13 protein-coding genes, 2 tRNA genes and 1 pseudogene are annotated in these 15,968 nt (G+C 48.7%); 5 read left to right on the top strand and 11 right to left on the bottom strand.

The features are described 5' to 3' along the window. Nucleotides 1-251: 251 nt before the first annotated feature. A pseudogene (locus MSMTP_RS06120) lies at nt 252-857 on the bottom strand (30S ribosomal protein S3ae); the annotation flags it as partial. A gap of 284 nt (nt 858-1,141) precedes the next feature. Between MSMTP_RS06120 and MSMTP_RS19680 the strand changes: the two are divergent. Continuing rightward, nucleotides 1,142-1,468: a hypothetical protein gene (locus MSMTP_RS19680; RefSeq protein WP_197076156.1), complete on the top strand. Its 327-nt coding sequence runs from the start codon at nt 1,142-1,144 to the stop codon at nt 1,466-1,468. 31 nt (nt 1,469-1,499) lie between these two features. Here MSMTP_RS19680 and MSMTP_RS06105 read toward each other — a convergent pair whose 3' ends face one another. The 5 genes from MSMTP_RS06105 to MSMTP_RS06085 form a co-directional block, all read right to left on the bottom strand. Further along, on the bottom strand, nt 1,500-3,008 hold the full coding sequence (locus MSMTP_RS06105) for a serine--tRNA ligase (protein ID WP_048178261.1): 1,509 nt from the start codon (nt 3,006-3,008) through the stop codon (nt 1,500-1,502). 410 nt (nt 3,009-3,418) lie between these two features. Then, nucleotides 3,419-4,087, bottom strand: coding sequence for a PIN domain-containing protein (locus tag MSMTP_RS06100; RefSeq protein WP_082090517.1), 669 nt, complete (start codon nt 4,085-4,087; stop codon nt 3,419-3,421). Continuing rightward, the gene (locus MSMTP_RS06095; protein WP_048178260.1) at nt 4,080-4,439 is read right to left on the bottom strand and encodes an STAS-like domain-containing protein; all 360 of its coding nucleotides are present in this window, start codon (nt 4,437-4,439) and stop codon (nt 4,080-4,082) included. The genes MSMTP_RS06100 and MSMTP_RS06095 overlap by 8 nt, the downstream gene beginning before the upstream one ends. A 133-nt stretch (nt 4,440-4,572) precedes the next feature. Beyond that, entirely contained in the window at nt 4,573-5,031 is a 459-nt protein-coding gene (locus tag MSMTP_RS06090; RefSeq protein WP_048178259.1) for a DNA polymerase ligase N-terminal domain-containing protein, read from the bottom strand. A gap of 177 nt (nt 5,032-5,208) precedes the next feature. Beyond that, complete coding sequence (locus MSMTP_RS06085) at nt 5,209-5,478, bottom strand: demethoxyubiquinone hydroxylase family protein (protein ID WP_048178258.1); 270 nt, start codon at nt 5,476-5,478, stop codon at nt 5,209-5,211. A gap of 294 nt (nt 5,479-5,772) precedes the next feature. Between MSMTP_RS06085 and MSMTP_RS06080 the strand changes: the two genes are divergently transcribed. Next, nucleotides 5,773-6,714, top strand: a complete 942-nt coding sequence (locus MSMTP_RS06080) for a ketopantoate reductase family protein (protein WP_048178257.1) — start codon at nt 5,773-5,775, stop codon at nt 6,712-6,714. 428 nt (nt 6,715-7,142) lie between these two features. Then, the gene (locus MSMTP_RS06075; protein WP_231582939.1) at nt 7,143-9,332 is read left to right on the top strand and encodes a lectin like domain-containing protein; all 2,190 of its coding nucleotides are present in this window, start codon (nt 7,143-7,145) and stop codon (nt 9,330-9,332) included. A 176-nt stretch (nt 9,333-9,508) separates the two neighbouring features. Here the strand turns inward: MSMTP_RS06075 and MSMTP_RS06070 are convergent, their stop codons facing one another. Together MSMTP_RS06070 and MSMTP_RS06065 are read right to left on the bottom strand one after the other, a co-directional pair. Continuing rightward, nucleotides 9,509-9,748 carry a KEOPS complex subunit Pcc1 gene (locus MSMTP_RS06070; protein ID WP_048178256.1) on the bottom strand — a complete coding sequence of 80 codons (240 nt, stop codon included), beginning with the start codon at nt 9,746-9,748 and terminating at the stop codon, nt 9,509-9,511. Nucleotides 9,749-9,821: 73 nt separating this feature from the next. Next, complete coding sequence (locus MSMTP_RS06065) at nt 9,822-11,156, bottom strand: DHH family phosphoesterase (protein WP_048178255.1); 1,335 nt, start codon at nt 11,154-11,156, stop codon at nt 9,822-9,824. Between the two features lie 417 nt (nt 11,157-11,573). On the opposite strand from MSMTP_RS06065, the gene MSMTP_RS06060 reads away from it, so the two are divergent. Further along, a tRNA-Gly gene (locus MSMTP_RS06060) sits at nt 11,574-11,645 on the top strand. A 297-nt stretch (nt 11,646-11,942) separates the two neighbouring features. Continuing rightward, nucleotides 11,943-13,085 (top strand): hypothetical protein, encoded by a 1,143-nt coding sequence (locus tag MSMTP_RS06055; protein ID WP_231582938.1) that lies wholly within the window; start codon nt 11,943-11,945, stop codon nt 13,083-13,085. Nucleotides 13,086-13,305: 220 nt separating this feature from the next. Here the strand turns inward: MSMTP_RS06055 and MSMTP_RS06050 are convergent, their stop codons facing one another. The 3 genes from MSMTP_RS06050 to MSMTP_RS06040 all read right to left on the bottom strand — a co-directional run bounded on the left by MSMTP_RS06050 (nt 13,306) and on the right by MSMTP_RS06040 (nt 15,880). Beyond that, complete coding sequence (locus MSMTP_RS06050) at nt 13,306-13,536, bottom strand: hypothetical protein (RefSeq protein ID WP_231582937.1); 231 nt, start codon at nt 13,534-13,536, stop codon at nt 13,306-13,308. 153 nt (nt 13,537-13,689) lie between these two features. Continuing rightward, on the bottom strand, nt 13,690-15,438 hold the full coding sequence (locus MSMTP_RS06045) for a radical SAM protein (protein WP_048178253.1): 1,749 nt from the start codon (nt 15,436-15,438) through the stop codon (nt 13,690-13,692). A gap of 367 nt (nt 15,439-15,805) precedes the next feature. Further along, a tRNA-His gene (locus tag MSMTP_RS06040) sits at nt 15,806-15,880 on the bottom strand. Nucleotides 15,881-15,968: the final 88 nt, after the last annotated feature.

The following is a 15,968-nucleotide window of genomic DNA, read 5'->3' as shown; positions in this document are numbered from 1 at the left end:
GTGGTCAGAGTGCTTTGCCCGTCTGCAAACACCCTGGATAGAATAGGTTGAAAAGAAAATCCTTGCGGATTTTCCTTTTTTATTTAGAGATAAGACCTGAAAGAAGCTTATTCTTCCACTTCTTCCGGAGCAACTTCGGATTCAGCTTCGGATTCAACTTCAGGTTCAACTTCGGATTCAACTTCAGGTTCAACTTCGGATTCAACTTCAGGTTCAACTTCGGGCTCAGGTACAGGCTCGGGCACTGGCACTGCTTTAGGTGCGGAAGCGGATTTGGGAGCTGTAGTGACTTCGGTCTTCCTGATCTCGACCCTGCGGAGAGGGTAGATGAACTTGGCCTGCCTGTAGATGCCTGCGGAGAGCCTGCCGAGGATTGCTTCCTGCATGAAGGTCTCGAAATCGGATTCTGCTGCACGCCTCTTGACGATATTGATCATCAGTTCCCTGATAGCCTTCATCTGGCTTGAGCGAGCCCTCTTGATGGTAAAGCAGGTAGGCTTTACACGGATGATGTAGCCGTCTTTTGTCCTTACATCTACGTTGGCATCGATCCTGGAAGTCTGCCTTTTTACGATGGACCTGATGTAGTCGGTGGTGAGTTCGTGCCCTATAAGGGTGGTGTGTGCAGTGTCCCCGACAACATTGTTGACCCTGAGCAGGACCTTGGTATTGTTCTTGGTCATGTCGTTTGTAAGTTCCCCGACAGTGGTCTCAATCTTCCTGCCTATGAGCAGGCTCGGGTCACTTGCCATGGTAAGCCCAATCTGAGCCCTGTTCAAATAAGAAGGTGCTTCAATGTTGTACCATTCCTTTGACTTCCAGCTGTCAAGTTTTCTCTGTACTTTCTTTCTTGCCAAGTAATTCCTCCGAATTTGATATTGAATTTAATTTGTGTTTATTTCACTTTGTTTGAATTCTGCTGCAATTTATTAGATTTACATTGCCAAAAGGCAATGCTCCATATTCCGAATATGGCCCGATAGAGTCGATTCATTCCCTTAACAATGAGCGTGAACGATATAGCAGGCGAATCCAGCGGCCGGGCAGCTCAGTCCCGAAACCATACGGTCTGCAGGTTCCGGCGGCTTTACGCGCCTGTTCCTTTTGCGAAATCCCAATCCCTGAGTTCAGGGCACCCAGCATGGCCGATCGGCAAGGTCCCCGAAGCCCGAAAAGACGATCTGAACGGATCAGAAGTATTCTCAGAAATTTGCGGATTCTAGTTTCTGGCTCCACTATACTTATCATTTCAATATATAAACGAATCGGTCATAAAGCCAGTCCACCACCCTTCACCACAGCGGAAAGTGAACAAAAAAAGAAAAAAATGGTTTTGAAAATAAAAAGAAAGGGTATGAGGAAGGAAGAAAAGGTAGGAAGAAAAGGTAGGAAGAAATGGCGTGGAGAAATAGAATGGGAAAAAATAGGAAGAAAAAATAGAATGGGAAAAAGTAGGAAGAAAAAGTAGGAAGAAAAAGTAGGGGGAAAAGAGAAAGGGCTTAAAGGAAGCGGATGCCCTCTGGCATTTCGCCCACTCTCTTCCTGAACTCTTCAGGCCAGTTCTCCGGGTCAAGCCCTTTCTGGGCAAGGAAGACAGCAGCCCACCTCTCGAGCCCGACGCCCGAGCAGCCGGACCAGAGATCTTCCCCTGACTGCAACTTCACGTTGAAGCCGGAGGGGTACTTGTCCCCGTTGATGCTCACGTTCTGGAACTCGAGCCATTCCCCGTCCTCGCCCCTGTAGGGGAGGCAGGCCTCATAGTCGGTGGTCCCGACAACGTTTCCTTCGGCAAGTCCCAGCAACCCTTCCTGAGCCATGAACCAGGGAGTAACCTTGGCTTTCCTCCATTCGATGTCCAGGATATCGTTGAAGATGTGCATGTAGCGGTCGTGCAGGTCTTCAGCAACCTTGATGGTCTGCTCCTTTGTGCCAAGCCAGAGGATCTCGATCCTGTGGAACTCGTCCACCCTTTCGATTCCGTGGATCCCGCCACTTTCGTACCTGTGAGAGGTCCCGGAGCGGTCGAAGACCCTGATAGGGACTTCATCGTTGGGGAGGGTTTCCCCTGACACGTAGACCCAGAACGGCGGGCACTGGGCATAGCACATACCACCAATGGGCTCCCCGATCTTTTCCTTGATGAGTTTTGTCGGCACCTCGTGAGTCACCTTATAATAGTCAGCAACCTCTTCCCAGTACTCGGGGTCCCTGGTCGCAGGCGGGGAAACGTAGTAGATTTCGGGATAGACACCCTTGGCATGCCCGGACTTCATCCAGACCTCCCAGGGAACGAGCTTGGGGAAAATCATTTCCCTGTACCCGAGAGGTTTCAGGAGCTCCTCGTAGACAATCTGTTCAAAAGCGCGGAAAATCCGGGTGGACTGCGGCCCGTGGATCCACTGTCCGCGGCTTGCCCCCCGCTTGAGCCAGCCTTCTTTCATCATAGCCTGGGTGGGGTCTTCCTTGAAGGGGTGCTCCATGGGTTCCCGCTGCCAGAGCAGGTTCCAGTGCTCGGCTTTTGCCCCGTACCGGGCAGCCTCGATCTTGTCCTCGAGCAGGGTAAGGATCCTGTCCGGGACCCTGTTCTTCATCTCGGCCTCCCCAACTTCGAGCTGGAGCATAATCCCGCCTTCCACGTTCTCCATCTTCGTGACGTACGGGACCTTGGTCTCCTTGAGTTCCTGTTCGGAAGGCACAAAGATGAAGAAAGAATCGACCTCAGTCCCTCTGATGCCGATCTTGAACTCTTTCCCGAGGATGCCGGCAAGCTGCTTCTTCAGCCGGAGAGCAGCGTCGTGCACCCGCACGTACCTGCCGGATTTCAGGGAAAAATTGATCCTGTCTTCCCCGAGATCCCATCCGGTAACCAATGCTCCCTGCCCTTCAGGTGCTCCTTTCGTAAGTATGGTTTTGTTCGCCTCATTAAAAAACGCAAGAATAGCTTCCATTGCAGGAGCCGGGTCTGCGCTTGTCCTGTAATAAGCCTTAAGGTTGAACTCTAATTCCAAGTTTTGGGCCTCTTTTACTATGAATTATGTTAGAATGAATCTGTCTGATTAATATATTAGTGTAGTAATGAGGGATGAAGTTTATAGTTTGCTATTTTTCGCGGATTCGTGTTTTGATGGAGTTGGAGGTTTAAAAAGGTTTGCGTAATAGGAGAAAGAGGGGATAGAAAAAGGAATTATAAAGAGTGGAAAAAATGAGGAATTATAAAGAGTGGAAAAAAAGAGGAGATATAAAGAGGAGATATAAAATTCAAATCAAGGATTCAGGGAAGGCTCGACTCGAATAAATTGCTCGGCAAATCCAACCAAATTTTATATCCACATCCCTTTTGATATTCGAGCAAGCCGCACCTTGAGAGGAGGCAAACATGCTAATTCGGATTGGCATAAGCTCACAGGCAGCTTCCCCTTCACCCCAGCATCCTCTCGTTTGCGGTCAGAATTTCAATTTCAAGGTCCCTGAAATCCCGGTCATGGGTTACGAAAATCAGGTCTTTTGCGCGGCAAACCTCTGCAAAAAGCAGGTCGTTAAAGTCATATCTGCCCTCTTCGAAGGTGTCCATGATTTCCGGGAGCTTTACGGCTGCGAGTTCAGGGTCACAGGTAAGGGTATTTTTCAGGATTTTTTTCACGTTGTTCGAGATATCTTCGGCGACAGGCCGGAAGGAAGGAGAGTTTCGAAACTCCTTGTACTTCGCGAATTCCGACTGCTGCTTGAACTCGATCCTGGCAAAGGCGTTGACAAACTCCGAAATAATCATGCAGTTTATGTAGATACTGCCTTCTGAGACCCGGATCTCTTTCAGAGCCCTGGAATAAACATCAGAACGCCAGTCAGGGAAACTTATGGGCCCGTAGATGTAGAGCCAGATATTCGTATCAAAGAAAAATTGTCGGCCTTCCGAAAAATCATATTTCTCTACGGAATGGACCTTTGCCGAACGGATTTTTGCCAAAGAAAGTTCTTCAGAATGGGTTTTTAAAGATTGGACCTCTGTGGAGTGGGTTCCTGAAGAATAAGCTTCCGAAGCCTGAACTCCCAGGGGACGGACCTTTGTAGCATGGGCTTTTTTACTCATCTTCGCCCCCCATTACTTCCCTGACAACCTTCCTGTAATGATCGGCGTTCTCAAAATAGCATTTTGCCCTCTCCGAAACCCTTCTCAGAATAATTTCATCCCCGGGGCCAATATCCGTGAAAACCAGATTGCGCCTGATAAACTCTTCCGGAAAACTTCCGTACAGCTGCCCAACCGCAGCGTTCAAAAAAGCCGGGGTCAGGTCTCCTGCCTCCGCAAAAGAAAGTTCAACTTTCCTGTTTTCAAGGAAAGCCTCAGCAATTCGATCATAAACCTTTTGCCCGTCCCCGAGGGCAATACAGCAGCTGCCTCCGGCAGTCTCAACTGCCTTGATTTTTATAGTTCCCCCCATATAAATCCCCCATCAGATTACTTGAAGTTAAGGTTGATTCAAGTTAAGGTTGGTTCAAGTTAAGGTTGGTTCAAGTTAAGGTTGGTTCAAGTTAAGGTTGATTCAAGTATATTTTACTTTTCTAACTCTCCCTTTACTCTGCCTTTTTCTTAAATAGCAGCCATCCCTTCCCCTCTTTCCCGAACTTCGTTTTGATCATAACATAACCTCCCTGAAGCTTTTCTCCATCAAGCGTGAAAATGATTTCCTTTTCTTCAAATTTCTTGAGTTTAAAGGTCCCCTTATCCCAGATTTCGACCTTTCCTGCCCCATAATGCCCTTCCGGGATCTCCCCTTCAAAATCAGCGTATTCCAGGGGATGGTCTTCGGTCTGGATGGCCAGCCTTTTTATTCCGGCTTTTGAGGGCGGCTCTTTAGGGACTGCCCAGCTTTTCAGGACCCCGTCTATTTCCAGGCGGAAATCATAGTGGAGGGTACTGGCATCATGTTTCTGGATTACGAAGATAGGTTTATCCAGATCTTTTTTTGAATTTCCCGGCGCAGGTTCAGGAGTCTCTTTGAAATCCCTTTTCTTCCTGTATTTTTCGAGCATAAAGAACCATTAAGAAATACGCTACAGGAATATAATAGAGTTATGCGGATGAATCGAGACAGAAGAGTAAAGCCTGTTAAAGCTACCGATTAAAACTACCGTCTAGAGCCCCGGCTCCCTAGAAGGAAATAAAACCGGACCCCTGCCACTTTCATTCCAGGGATTCCGAACCCTAGATTACCTTCTAGCAAGGGCGTAATCGATGTAGACCTGCAGAAACTCCTCGTCGGCCTGCAAGAGCACGGTCTCAAACATGGCAACGTGGATTTTTTCTTCCCTGGCAATATCCAGAAGGATTTTCCTGATCTCCTCACTTTTCGTGATGTTTGCCATTTGCTCGTAAATGTTGACAGCGTCCAGTTCGGCGATCATGGCGGCCCTGAGAATTTCCTTGTCGAGGTCTTCAGGTCTTGTCTTTTTAAGGTCAGCAATTGTTTCCGAAAGCAAGTTTTTCACTCCCCATAAGAGAGTATGGCTGTCAGGGATAAAGGCTTTTTCCGGGAACTTTTCGGTTTCGGACCAAACATCAGAAGTTTAAGTAATAATATAGAAAGAGAAATACAAAAAATATTTTAACCGCCATAATGTATCTTTGTTTTTCTTTCACGGGGTACAATAAAAAATAATAAAGCCTGAAAGAGATTGAACACTGAATATTGTAACACTGTATAATAACAACCTACACTGTAACAATACACTGAATCCACTACGAACTAAGAAACAATCACGAGGTAATTGATCATGCAAATCTTAATCCTTGGAGCAGGAGCAGTAGGCCTCTCCCTTGCTGCAAAACTCTCAGCTGTCTGTGACGTCCACGCCATATGCAGGAAGCGCCACGCCGATATGATAGCAGAACGCGGGCTTCTAATGACCGGGATCTGGGGCGAAGGAAAGTACAAATTCAGCTGTGGGGAAGCCGTTCCCGAGGGTATGGACTTCGACTACGTAATTGTCAGTTCGAAGTCGATTGCAACGGAGGCTGTCTGCGAGCAGTTTGCAGGCGTGATAAAAGGAAAAGAAACAATAAGCCTCCAGAACGGGGTCGGAAACGAGGAGATTATCGCCCGCTATACCGACAAAGTCATTGGAGGGACCATCATCACAGGCTTTGAATGGAGAGGAGATGCCGAGGTGCACGTCTCCGTGGAAGCCGGACCTATGACCCTCGGGCGCTTTCCGGAAGGCTGCGATGAAAAGGTGGAAACCCTGGTGGAAATTGTCAGGGAGGCAGGCATTTCCGTACAGGTAAGCGACAACATAAAGGGAGCCCTCTGGGCCAAGACGATTTACAACTGCGCCTTAAACCCCCTGGGAGCGGTCATGGGCATACCTTACGGGGAACTCGCTGACCCCCATGCCTGGAACATAGTCAGGGAAATCGTGAAGGAAGCTTTTGCGGTCACTGATAAAAGCGACGTAAAACTCCCCTGGGCAACTGCCGACGAGTACCTCAGCTACCTGAAAGATGTCCAGCTCCCGAGCACGGCTGCCCACCACTCCTCCATGTTCCAGGACATCACGTCGGGCAGGAAAACCGAAATCGATTTCCTGAACGGGGCAGTCGTGTCAAGAGCAGAAAAACTGGGGCTGCAAGCGCCTTACAATGACCTTATTTCGGAAGAAATCCGCTTTATGGAAGCCCTGAACGAAAAAAAATCATTGAAATTAAAAAATCATTGAAATTAAAAAATCATTGAAATTAAAAAATCATTGAAATTAAAAAATCATTGAAATTAAAAAATTGAAATATAAATCCTGTATCCTGCATTTTCAGCCATCTCCTTTTCTTTTTTAACCCCCCCGAACATCAAGTATTTCTATACAGTAGTCCAGGACATAGTAACTAATTTATAATTAACTTCACATTATTTTTAATATTATTTTGAGTTCCCAAAGAGGTATAAATAATTTAAAAGTTATACTAAAGAATTAATTCCAGTTCGTGAATTACTCTCAAACTATCCCTACGACCTATCGGCTTGCTAAGTCCATCTAACATAGCAGCCAACAAGCTCGTAAACCCAACATACCAGCTAATCCAGCGTACCAGCAGCCCAACCTATCAATCTAAGCTACCCCACTTATCAACCCCCCGAGGCCGAAAAACCTTGAAAAAAACAAAATCAACCCTCCTCGTGCTTGTTATCGCATGCACATTCTTAATGGCCGGCTCGAGTTTTGCCGCCGGAACCGAGGGGAGCGCCGAAATTCCCGCAAACGGCACTTTTTCCCCGGAAGCAGCACTAGAAACCGCACCCTTGAACCCCGAATTCGTGGAATACCGGAATATGATGGCCCTTCAAAGCTTGTCAAGAGACGTTGTCAGCTCCCGGGGCATCTACGGGGACGGGTACGCAGCCGGACTGGTCCCGTCCCCAGCAGACCTTTCCGAAACGGGGAGAGCCCTGCTATCAGGCCCTGAAATCCCGGAAGCTTATGACCTCCGGGAGATCGAGCAGGTCACTTCCGTGAAAAACCAGGGGCGTGCAGGCAGCTGCTGGGCATTTGCAAGCCTTGCTTCCCTTGAGTCCTGGCTCCTGAAGGCGGAAGGGGAAACACGGGACTTTTCCGAAAACAACATGAAAAACCTGCTCTCCTACCGCTATCCCGAGGGTTTTGACCTGGAGCACGACGCAGGAGGAAACCGCTACATGTCCACAGCTTACCTTGCCCGCTGGACCGGGCCCGTAAACGAATCCGACGACCTTTACAATGATTTATCGGACAATTCCCCTCAGGGGCTGCCCGTGCAAAAGCACGTCCAGGAAGTATTGTTCCTGCCGGAGAGGAGCGGACCCCTGGACAATGAACAGCTCAAGAGGGCGCTCCTGAATTACGGAGCCGTGTATTCAACAATGTATGCGGACACTTCCAATTACTACCTTGCAGGCAATTACAGCTACTACTATCCGGGCATAAGGAGCGCAAACCACGCAATAACAATTGTCGGATGGGACGATTCCTTCAACATGACGTGTTTTTCCCCGCAGCCTCCCGGAAACGGGGCTTTTATAATCAAAAACAGCTGGGGAACGGGCTGGGGAGAAGCAGGCTACTTCTACATTTCCTATTATGACACCCGGCTTGGATACGATGAAAACGCCGTATTCCTCTCCGAGACTCCCAGCAACTACGATTACACTTACCAGTACGACCCCTTCGGCTGGGTCAGCCAGATGAGGTACGAGAATGGCACTGCCTGGGGAGCCAATGTCTTTACTGCAGGGGGGAACGAGACCCTGGAGGCGGTGAGTTTCTATACCACGGACTCGGAAACGAGTTATGAGGTCTACGTTTACAAAACCCCGGACTCAGGACCCATAAATTCAGCGGGTCCCGAAATCCTCGAAAGCGGGGTATTTACCTTCCCGGGCTACCATACCCATGTGCTCGGCCCCCCCATCACCCTCAGTTCGGGACAGGTTTTTTCAGTGGTAATAAAGTTCAGCAACCCCGAATATTCATATCCCCTTGCCTATGAATACCCGGAACCCGGCTGGAGCAGCAAAGCCAGGGCTTCCGCAGGGCAAAGTTACACCAGTCAGGACGGGGAGACCTGGGAAGACCTTACCAGCCTCTACAGTAACGCAAACCTCTGCATCAAAGCCTTCAGCACCACCAACGAACCCCCTGAAGTCGGTTTCTTCGGAGACGTTACCGCCGGGGTCCCCCCTCTTACAGTCCGGTTCACGGACCTCTCGGAAAATGCCTTTTCCTGGGAATGGGACACTGACGGAGACGGGATAGTTGATTATACAACCCGGGACCCGGAGCACAGCTACGAACTCTACGGGACTTATAACGTCACCCTGAATGTGAACAACAGGAATGGGGAAAGCGCCGAAACAAAAACAGCTTACATTAGCGTAGAACCCCTCTCCATTTCCGGTTCCCTTCCCGCAGGAGATGTCGAGGGCTTCGAGGACGAGGAAGTGGAATTCAGCATAAGCACGAACTACCCCTGCACGATAAGCTGGGACCTCGACGGGGCGGAAATAAAGTCCGGAACAGGGCTTTCCGTAAGTTCATACACAAGCAGCACGCCATTGCCGGGAGTTTATAACGTGACCGCAACTGCCGAAGAGGGATACGAAAGCCGCCAGGAGTCCTGGAACTGGACCGTCCGCGACTGGAACCCCTGGGACAACCCCGGCTCAACGGAAGGGACAAACGTCACGACTGAAGAACTCCAGGAATCGGTCCACTGTTACTTAAACGGGCTGGAGTTTCCGGAAAGCGGGGCAAAGTCTACAGATGAGAGACTCGGGCAACTGGTCAAGATGTGGCTTGAAGAGTGAACCTGAAGGATGAAAAAGTCAGGGCGGAACAAGAAGTCCATGTCAAGAAAAATTAAACCCAAAAGAATGAATTGAGAAGAATTTGAGAAGAATAAAAAACTCCGGAAAATGAGTAAGGAAAAATTAGTATGAGAAAATAGTAGAGCCGGGAAGCAGATATTTCACTTTCCGGAAACTTATTTTTCCATCTCCAGCGCTTTTCCTACTCCTTCCCCTATTTTCAAATTCATCAGGAAATCATCAACAGTCGCAAGAAGGGACCCTATTTTTTCCGACCGGAAGTGGACAGCTACCCGCTCATCACTTATTTCGCTTTCCATACTCCTCAGGTTGTCCGGGGAAAGGGCTTCCAGAATCCTTTTAGCAAATTCCTTTGTTTCGGGGTCCGGAAATTCGATGGTTCCAGTAATTTTCATAAGCGTTTCTCCAGTCATTTTTCATATAAATATTCGCTGTCTTCCTTTGTCTTTTTGCATTCGGCTTCTGCTATTACTTCTTAACTTTTCCTCTGGCCTGGAGCTGCTCCCCGATAATCTTGTCCGCGATGCCCAGAAACTCCTCGGCAGTTCCGAGGGGGATGGAAGCCCCGGAGGCGACACTGTGCCCACCGCCATTTCCCCCGACTGCGCCAGCTGCTTCCCGCAGGGCAAAGGAAAGGTCAAGGCCCCGGGAAACGAGTTCACGGGTGCCCCTACCCGAGACTTTCAGGATGCCTTCGGACTCGTTTACACAGATGAAGGGAAGTTCAGGGTGGAGGTAGCGGACCACCGTGCTTGCCAGGGTCCCGGTGGAAAGGGCGTCCACGGTGTTGATGTACCAGAGGTTTTCTCCTTTGTGGATTTTTTCGATTTCTTCCCTGATGGAACGGGCAAGGTTTTGCTGGTGCTCCCTAGAAAGAGCAAGGGCTTCTTCCAGGACTCCGGGGTCCTTCATGCAAAGCCCTACAGCGAGCCCGTAAACTTTCATTTTACCGCAAGTGTTGAGGATGGAGATGAAATCGTAGACATTTGGCACGAGTTCCCGGTTCAGGATATAAATGTCCCCGATGACGGCTTCCACGGCTTCCGGGCTTGCTTGCCTTGCAAGTTTCAGGGCAACGGCATTAACCAGTTTCGAGACCCCCTCATCAGAGAGCTCCTCGATCCGGCCGGAAAGCCCGAGCCCGCCAAGGAATTCCCGGACCTTTACCGGGTCCCCGGTTATGTCCAGGAAAGGTTCGGTGCTGTAAGTCAGCACTTCGGCAAGGTCTCCATCCCCCACTTTCAGCCCTTTCCGGAAGGATACGACCCCTGCCTTCAGGGCCTCTTCCAGGATAAAAGCGTTTGCAGTCCGGAAAAGCTGCTTATCCCCGACTGCCCCGGCAATCGCCAGGCCTGCCAGATCCGTGTTTTCGGGTCCCATTTCCCTTGCAACCAGGTAGCATGTGCCGGAAGCCGAGATGTCCGTGGCCCCATCGATTCCCACCGTATGCGCGTTTACAACAGCCTTTGCAGGGGACTCCCCTACAGGCTTGTGGTGGTCAAGCACAACAACATCAGCCGCCACCTTCCCTACCAGGTCAGAATAGCCGCTGCCCATATCACAAAAGATAACAAGGTCCCCTGGAGAAGTACTCCCGTTAACTTCCTCAATAACGGCCTCATCAAGCCGGGCAGCTATCGAAAGCTGAAAACGGATGCCAGCCCGGAGCAAAGCCTGGGCCATGATCCCTGCCGAGGTCAGCCCGTCAGCGTCGTTATGCGAGATAAGGCGCACAAACTGGTATTTCAGGATCTTTTCAGCCGCATTTTTTGCAAGGTTTATCAGTTTTTCAACTTCGCTCAAAATCCATCACTCGTAAATTTAGTAGTAAAATCAGGAAATAAAATTAAATAATTTACCTGAAAAAGCCTCACGTCGGATATCGCTCTAACATCAGACGTCATTTTATACAGCTTTGATCTTATAAAACACAATACCTTTCTTAAAAGGAAGACCTTCAGGACATTATAACCAGAGATACAGCAGGAATGGCAGAACACTACAGCCAGAGATACAGCAAAAGACTATAACCAGAATATACAGCAGTAACAGCAGGACATAAAAAAATATTACAGCCTGGATCCGGAAAGAATCATAGCAATGCAGCCTTTTTCCGGATCAGAAAAACCTCCCGGGTCAAACAGAATCATTCAAGGGTCAAATTAATTAATGAGAAAATGTATATTGCGTAATGCTGGCGGGGCGCCTCGCCTACTTCGGACATCAGTAGTGTAGCGGTCATCACCGGGCGTTGCCAACGCTCGAACCCGGGTTCGAATCCCGGCTGGTGTATACCTTATTTCCCAGACATTTTTCACTTTAATTTCCGACCCTTATTTTCCGACATTGTTCACTTAATTTCCCAGATATTTTTCACATTACTTTCCGACATTGTTCACTTAATTTCCCAGATATTTTTCATATTATTTTCCGACATTGTTCACTTTATTTTCCGACATTGTTCATTTTATTTTCCAAAATTTTATTCAATTACCCCCCTTCAGCTGCAAGTTTTTGAACTCACAAAGCTAAATAAGGAAAGCCGCCAATTTAATTTCAAAAACCATCTTTTTCACAATTAACCGGGGAGTGGATAGCATAAAGTATACTTTTCAGGATTCAACCGAGTTTCCCGTACAGAGGGATTTCATTCAGGACCTGCAGGACTTCCTGGGGGTTTCGGAAGAGGTTATCCCTCTTGAAAGGTCTGCAATCAGAACAAAAGAAGAGAACAGAGCAGGGACCGCAATTCTGGAGAAAAGAATCCGGGAGATAGATGAGTTCCAGATAGAAGTGACAGGTTATCTTGAGAAACTCACCCAGGAAGTCGATTCGGAGGACATTCTGGAAATCAAGAACAAGATACTGGAAACCTGTGACGCGGCTGCTTCCGGGAAAAAGGACGAAAATCTGGAAGAACTTGAGAAGGAGACAAGGATTGCCAGAAATGAAATCCAGCAACTGGAAACGAAGATTCTTTCGATCCTGAGCCCCTTTTTCGAAGCCGGGATCTATGGGGCAAAGCACGCTTATTCTGCTGCCGTTGAGGGGAAAAAGCTGACAGGAATGCAGGTAAGTTCCATTGACAGCATTCAGTACGAATACGACCTGACTTTTGCAGAGGATATGATAAAGGTTGGGGACCTGCACGAATTCACCCTGCCGATCTGGGTGAAGGCAGGAATCCTGCATAAGGAAGACAAAATAAAAAAGCTCGACGTTTCCGATTTCCACATCATGTCGATCGAATATGAGGGAAATAGCCTCAGTACCGTGTTCGAAGATAAAGACGGCGAACACAGGATCACTATCTCGGCAGACGAGATGTCATACCTGATCCTGCACGGGGACTATGAGATAAGCGGAGATGAAAAACTGGCAGCTTCCATAGATATGGATGCCTTCTATGAACTGACAAAAAAGCTCAAACAGTTTTTTAAAGTATCCGTGGAGTCCAGAAAGCTCAGGCGGGTCCTGCTGGAAGGCAAGAATGTAATGGACGAAAACAGGGTCCAGGACTCCCTCAAGCTGATCGCGGGGATATACGGGAAACTCATAGGGGAATGTGTTGAGAGAGGCTATACCAAAGGCGAGATTAGCATCAAGATCGAAGAGCCCGGAGGGATCAGGACTGAAAAGTACCTTTCAAGTTCGGAGCTCCTGAGCCGACTCTCGGACATCGGAAGCGAAGGGCTGGAGCTTGCAGGAATTCTGGGGATAACAGAGACCTGAACCGGGAAGTTGAAACAGAGATATGATCCGAATAGCTGAACAGGCTAACAAAAACAGAAATCTGAAAAAAGACCTTGAAAAGTTATCTTAAGCATCTGTTCAGTTCCAACTCTCAGTAGCAGGATCAGTTCATTCTCATTCAAAAGAGTTCGAAGCAGGAAGTGCCCATTTTCCATTCATCTTATTTTTCATTTCTCGGACTTCTAATTTATCTGATTTATCAGTCCTCTTCGCACTCACTACAACTTCCAAGTTCTTCATAACTCCTCGCCCCGTCCGGCAAAAAAGGAGTTACCAAAAGCACTGAAAAGAGTAAAAAGAAGGTGCCCAGTGTCCTGAACCCTGCCTCGACGGTGGCGTAAAACATGAGAATAAAAACTACAACCCAGAAAATAAAGCTCAACTGAAAAGCAATTTTTACCTTGTGAACATAGTCCGTGCTCTCACTCAAAATAGTCCTCCCTTAAATGCCCCAGAATAATATAGTTCTCGTTAGAATAAGTAAATAATTATTTTAAAAATATAAATAAGTTGAAGAGGGGTGACAAAAAAGAGATTGAAAAGAGATGAAAAAGAGAAAAAGAAACGAAAAAGAGCCTGGAGTTCAGAACTCTATATATTTGAGGAACTTTTCTCCGTCCTTTACCCTGCTTACAAAATCCTCTTCATCGGCATAGGGCAGCCCTGCGGCAACAGCATTCGAAGCTTTCTTGCCAAGCCCCGGAAGTTCCCTGAGAAGGGCAGGAGAAGCGGAATTAATCGAAAGGGGGTGAGGAATACCGGTGATGGAGCGCATCCCGTGTCCGGTCACGGTTACGTCAGTGAACTTCCTGAAGGGCAGGGAAGCGGGAATTCCGACCAGCAGGGGATAAGATCCAAGCTGTCTTCCGAAAGTGATTCCGTTTTCGTGCACCTCACACATGACATCCTTCAGCACCGTGCCTTCGGGAACGACGCGGCGGAGCATTGGGAGGTCGATGTTTTTCCGGACCTGGTCCTTGTATTTCAGGAAGAGTTTCTTGTGCTTGCCGGCAGCCTCGTCCTTTCCGTACATGGGGGTGTCAGGGAAAGCCATGACCTGCCGGATATTGATCCTGCGGAGCATCAGGCCGGAGTCCAGCACATTCTGGAGGAAGTCGTAGTTCAGCTGGAAGGTCTTTTTTGTCTCGCCCATAAGCCCGTGGACGAAGTTCAGGCCTGGGAGGAGTTCCGGAAGCCCGTTTGCCCCGCGGACGGCGCCCAGGCCGTTTACGAGTTTGATGGCTTCGAAGACCTCTTCGGGGCTGGCTTTCAGGGAGTTTGCCCGGATCACCTGCGGGTCCGCACTTTCCATGCCAAAAGCAGCCACGTCCCCAGAGGTGTGGTATTTGATGATCGTCTTAATTATCTGCGCGGCTTCTTCAGGGTAGGTGGCAATGGTTATCGGGTTTGCGTTGTCCAGGTGGAGCACGGAAAGTTCCGGAGCGGAATTCCTTATCCCCCTGTAGAGCCTCTCAAGAACTGCGGGATCGGGTTTCGGGACCGGGCCGCCTGCATCGGTGCCGTGGTAGGATAGGAGGTCAGGCTGCCGCCCAATCCTGAAATAGCGGGCTCCATGGGAATATAAGGCCGAGACTTCAAAGACCACGTCCTCCACTGGCCGGTAGTCCGAAGCCCCGTAGAACGGTTCGGTGCAAAAAGAACAATGAATGGTCCGGCCGCAGCCCCGGTAGGTTTCGAGTTCGCACATGCAGTAAGGATAATCAGGGTGCTGCCGGAGAAGAAAAGCTCCCATCGGTGCCCAGCGCCCGATTTCGGAGGTCGTCCTGAAGCGGTGTCCCACGGTTTCCGGGGCTTTCAGTTTAATGCTCGGCTGCTTCCCCAGAATGATTCCATTACTGCCTTTACTGTCTTTAATGCCTTCACTGCCCTCAAAAAGGTCAAAGACAAAAGCCTCAATGTCCATTTCCGCAAGCACGGCACCTTCAAGGCTGATCCCACTGCCCAGGCCTTTTGCAGCTTTTCCGCCTTCCCCACTGAAACCAAGCCGAATAGGACCGCCTATGACTTTTACCCCTGTTGAGCTCCGGAAGATGGTTTCGATTTCCCCGGGGGAGATGGGCGTGGCCCGGAGGTATTTTCCCGGAACGGTCATGCCTGCAATCACGATTACGAGTTCTGCTTTCCCGATCAGTTCCCCGGCCCCCGGCGGGTTTTCCCGCAGGCGGTCGATTGTCAGGTAGTGGATATCGGTTTCGGAGAGCCCGCACTCCCGGAGAGCGCCTGCTATGTACCGGGGGTAGGGGGAAAAGTAGGGAGGAACCCCGAGGCAGGCGGGTTCGTCTACATAACCGTCGATGATCAGTGCTTTCATGGAAGTCCTCTTTTGAATCCTCTTTTGAATCCTCTTTTATGATGGCAGGAATTCAGGTGGAATTCAGGTGGAATTTAGGTGGAATTTAGGTGGAATTTAGGTGGAATTCAGGTGGGTTAGATAGAGGTGATAGATATATATTGTAAGTATATTGTAAGGTCGATTTTTGGAGCAGAGATTTAAGGCTGATATTGTAAGGTAGAAGGCTGATATTGTAAGGTAGATTTTGAAACAATATAAAAGGGATATTAAAAGCTGAATGATATATTAAAAACGTTATGAAAACAGTATTAAAACTGAATTTTGTTAAAACGAAGAAAACAAAGCAAACAGAATTAGAAAGATTACTTAGAATAAGTTAAAGTAATGGGGCCGGGACCGAGAATCGAACTCGGATCGTAGCCTCCACAGGGCTACAGGATGACCGCTACCCTACCCCGGCCACGCAGGATTGGGTGCTCAGGCTTGAGCAACCTATAGAAGGAGTTTTTTTATATAAAGTTTTTGCCGGAAAGGACAGGAGAGACCCC

It is taken from the genome of Methanosarcina sp. MTP4, assembly GCF_000970045.1.
Taxonomy (GTDB): domain Archaea; phylum Halobacteriota; class Methanosarcinia; order Methanosarcinales; family Methanosarcinaceae; genus MTP4.
The sequence above is the reverse complement of the archived record's forward strand: the minus strand, read 5'-3'. Positions and strand labels throughout refer to the sequence as shown.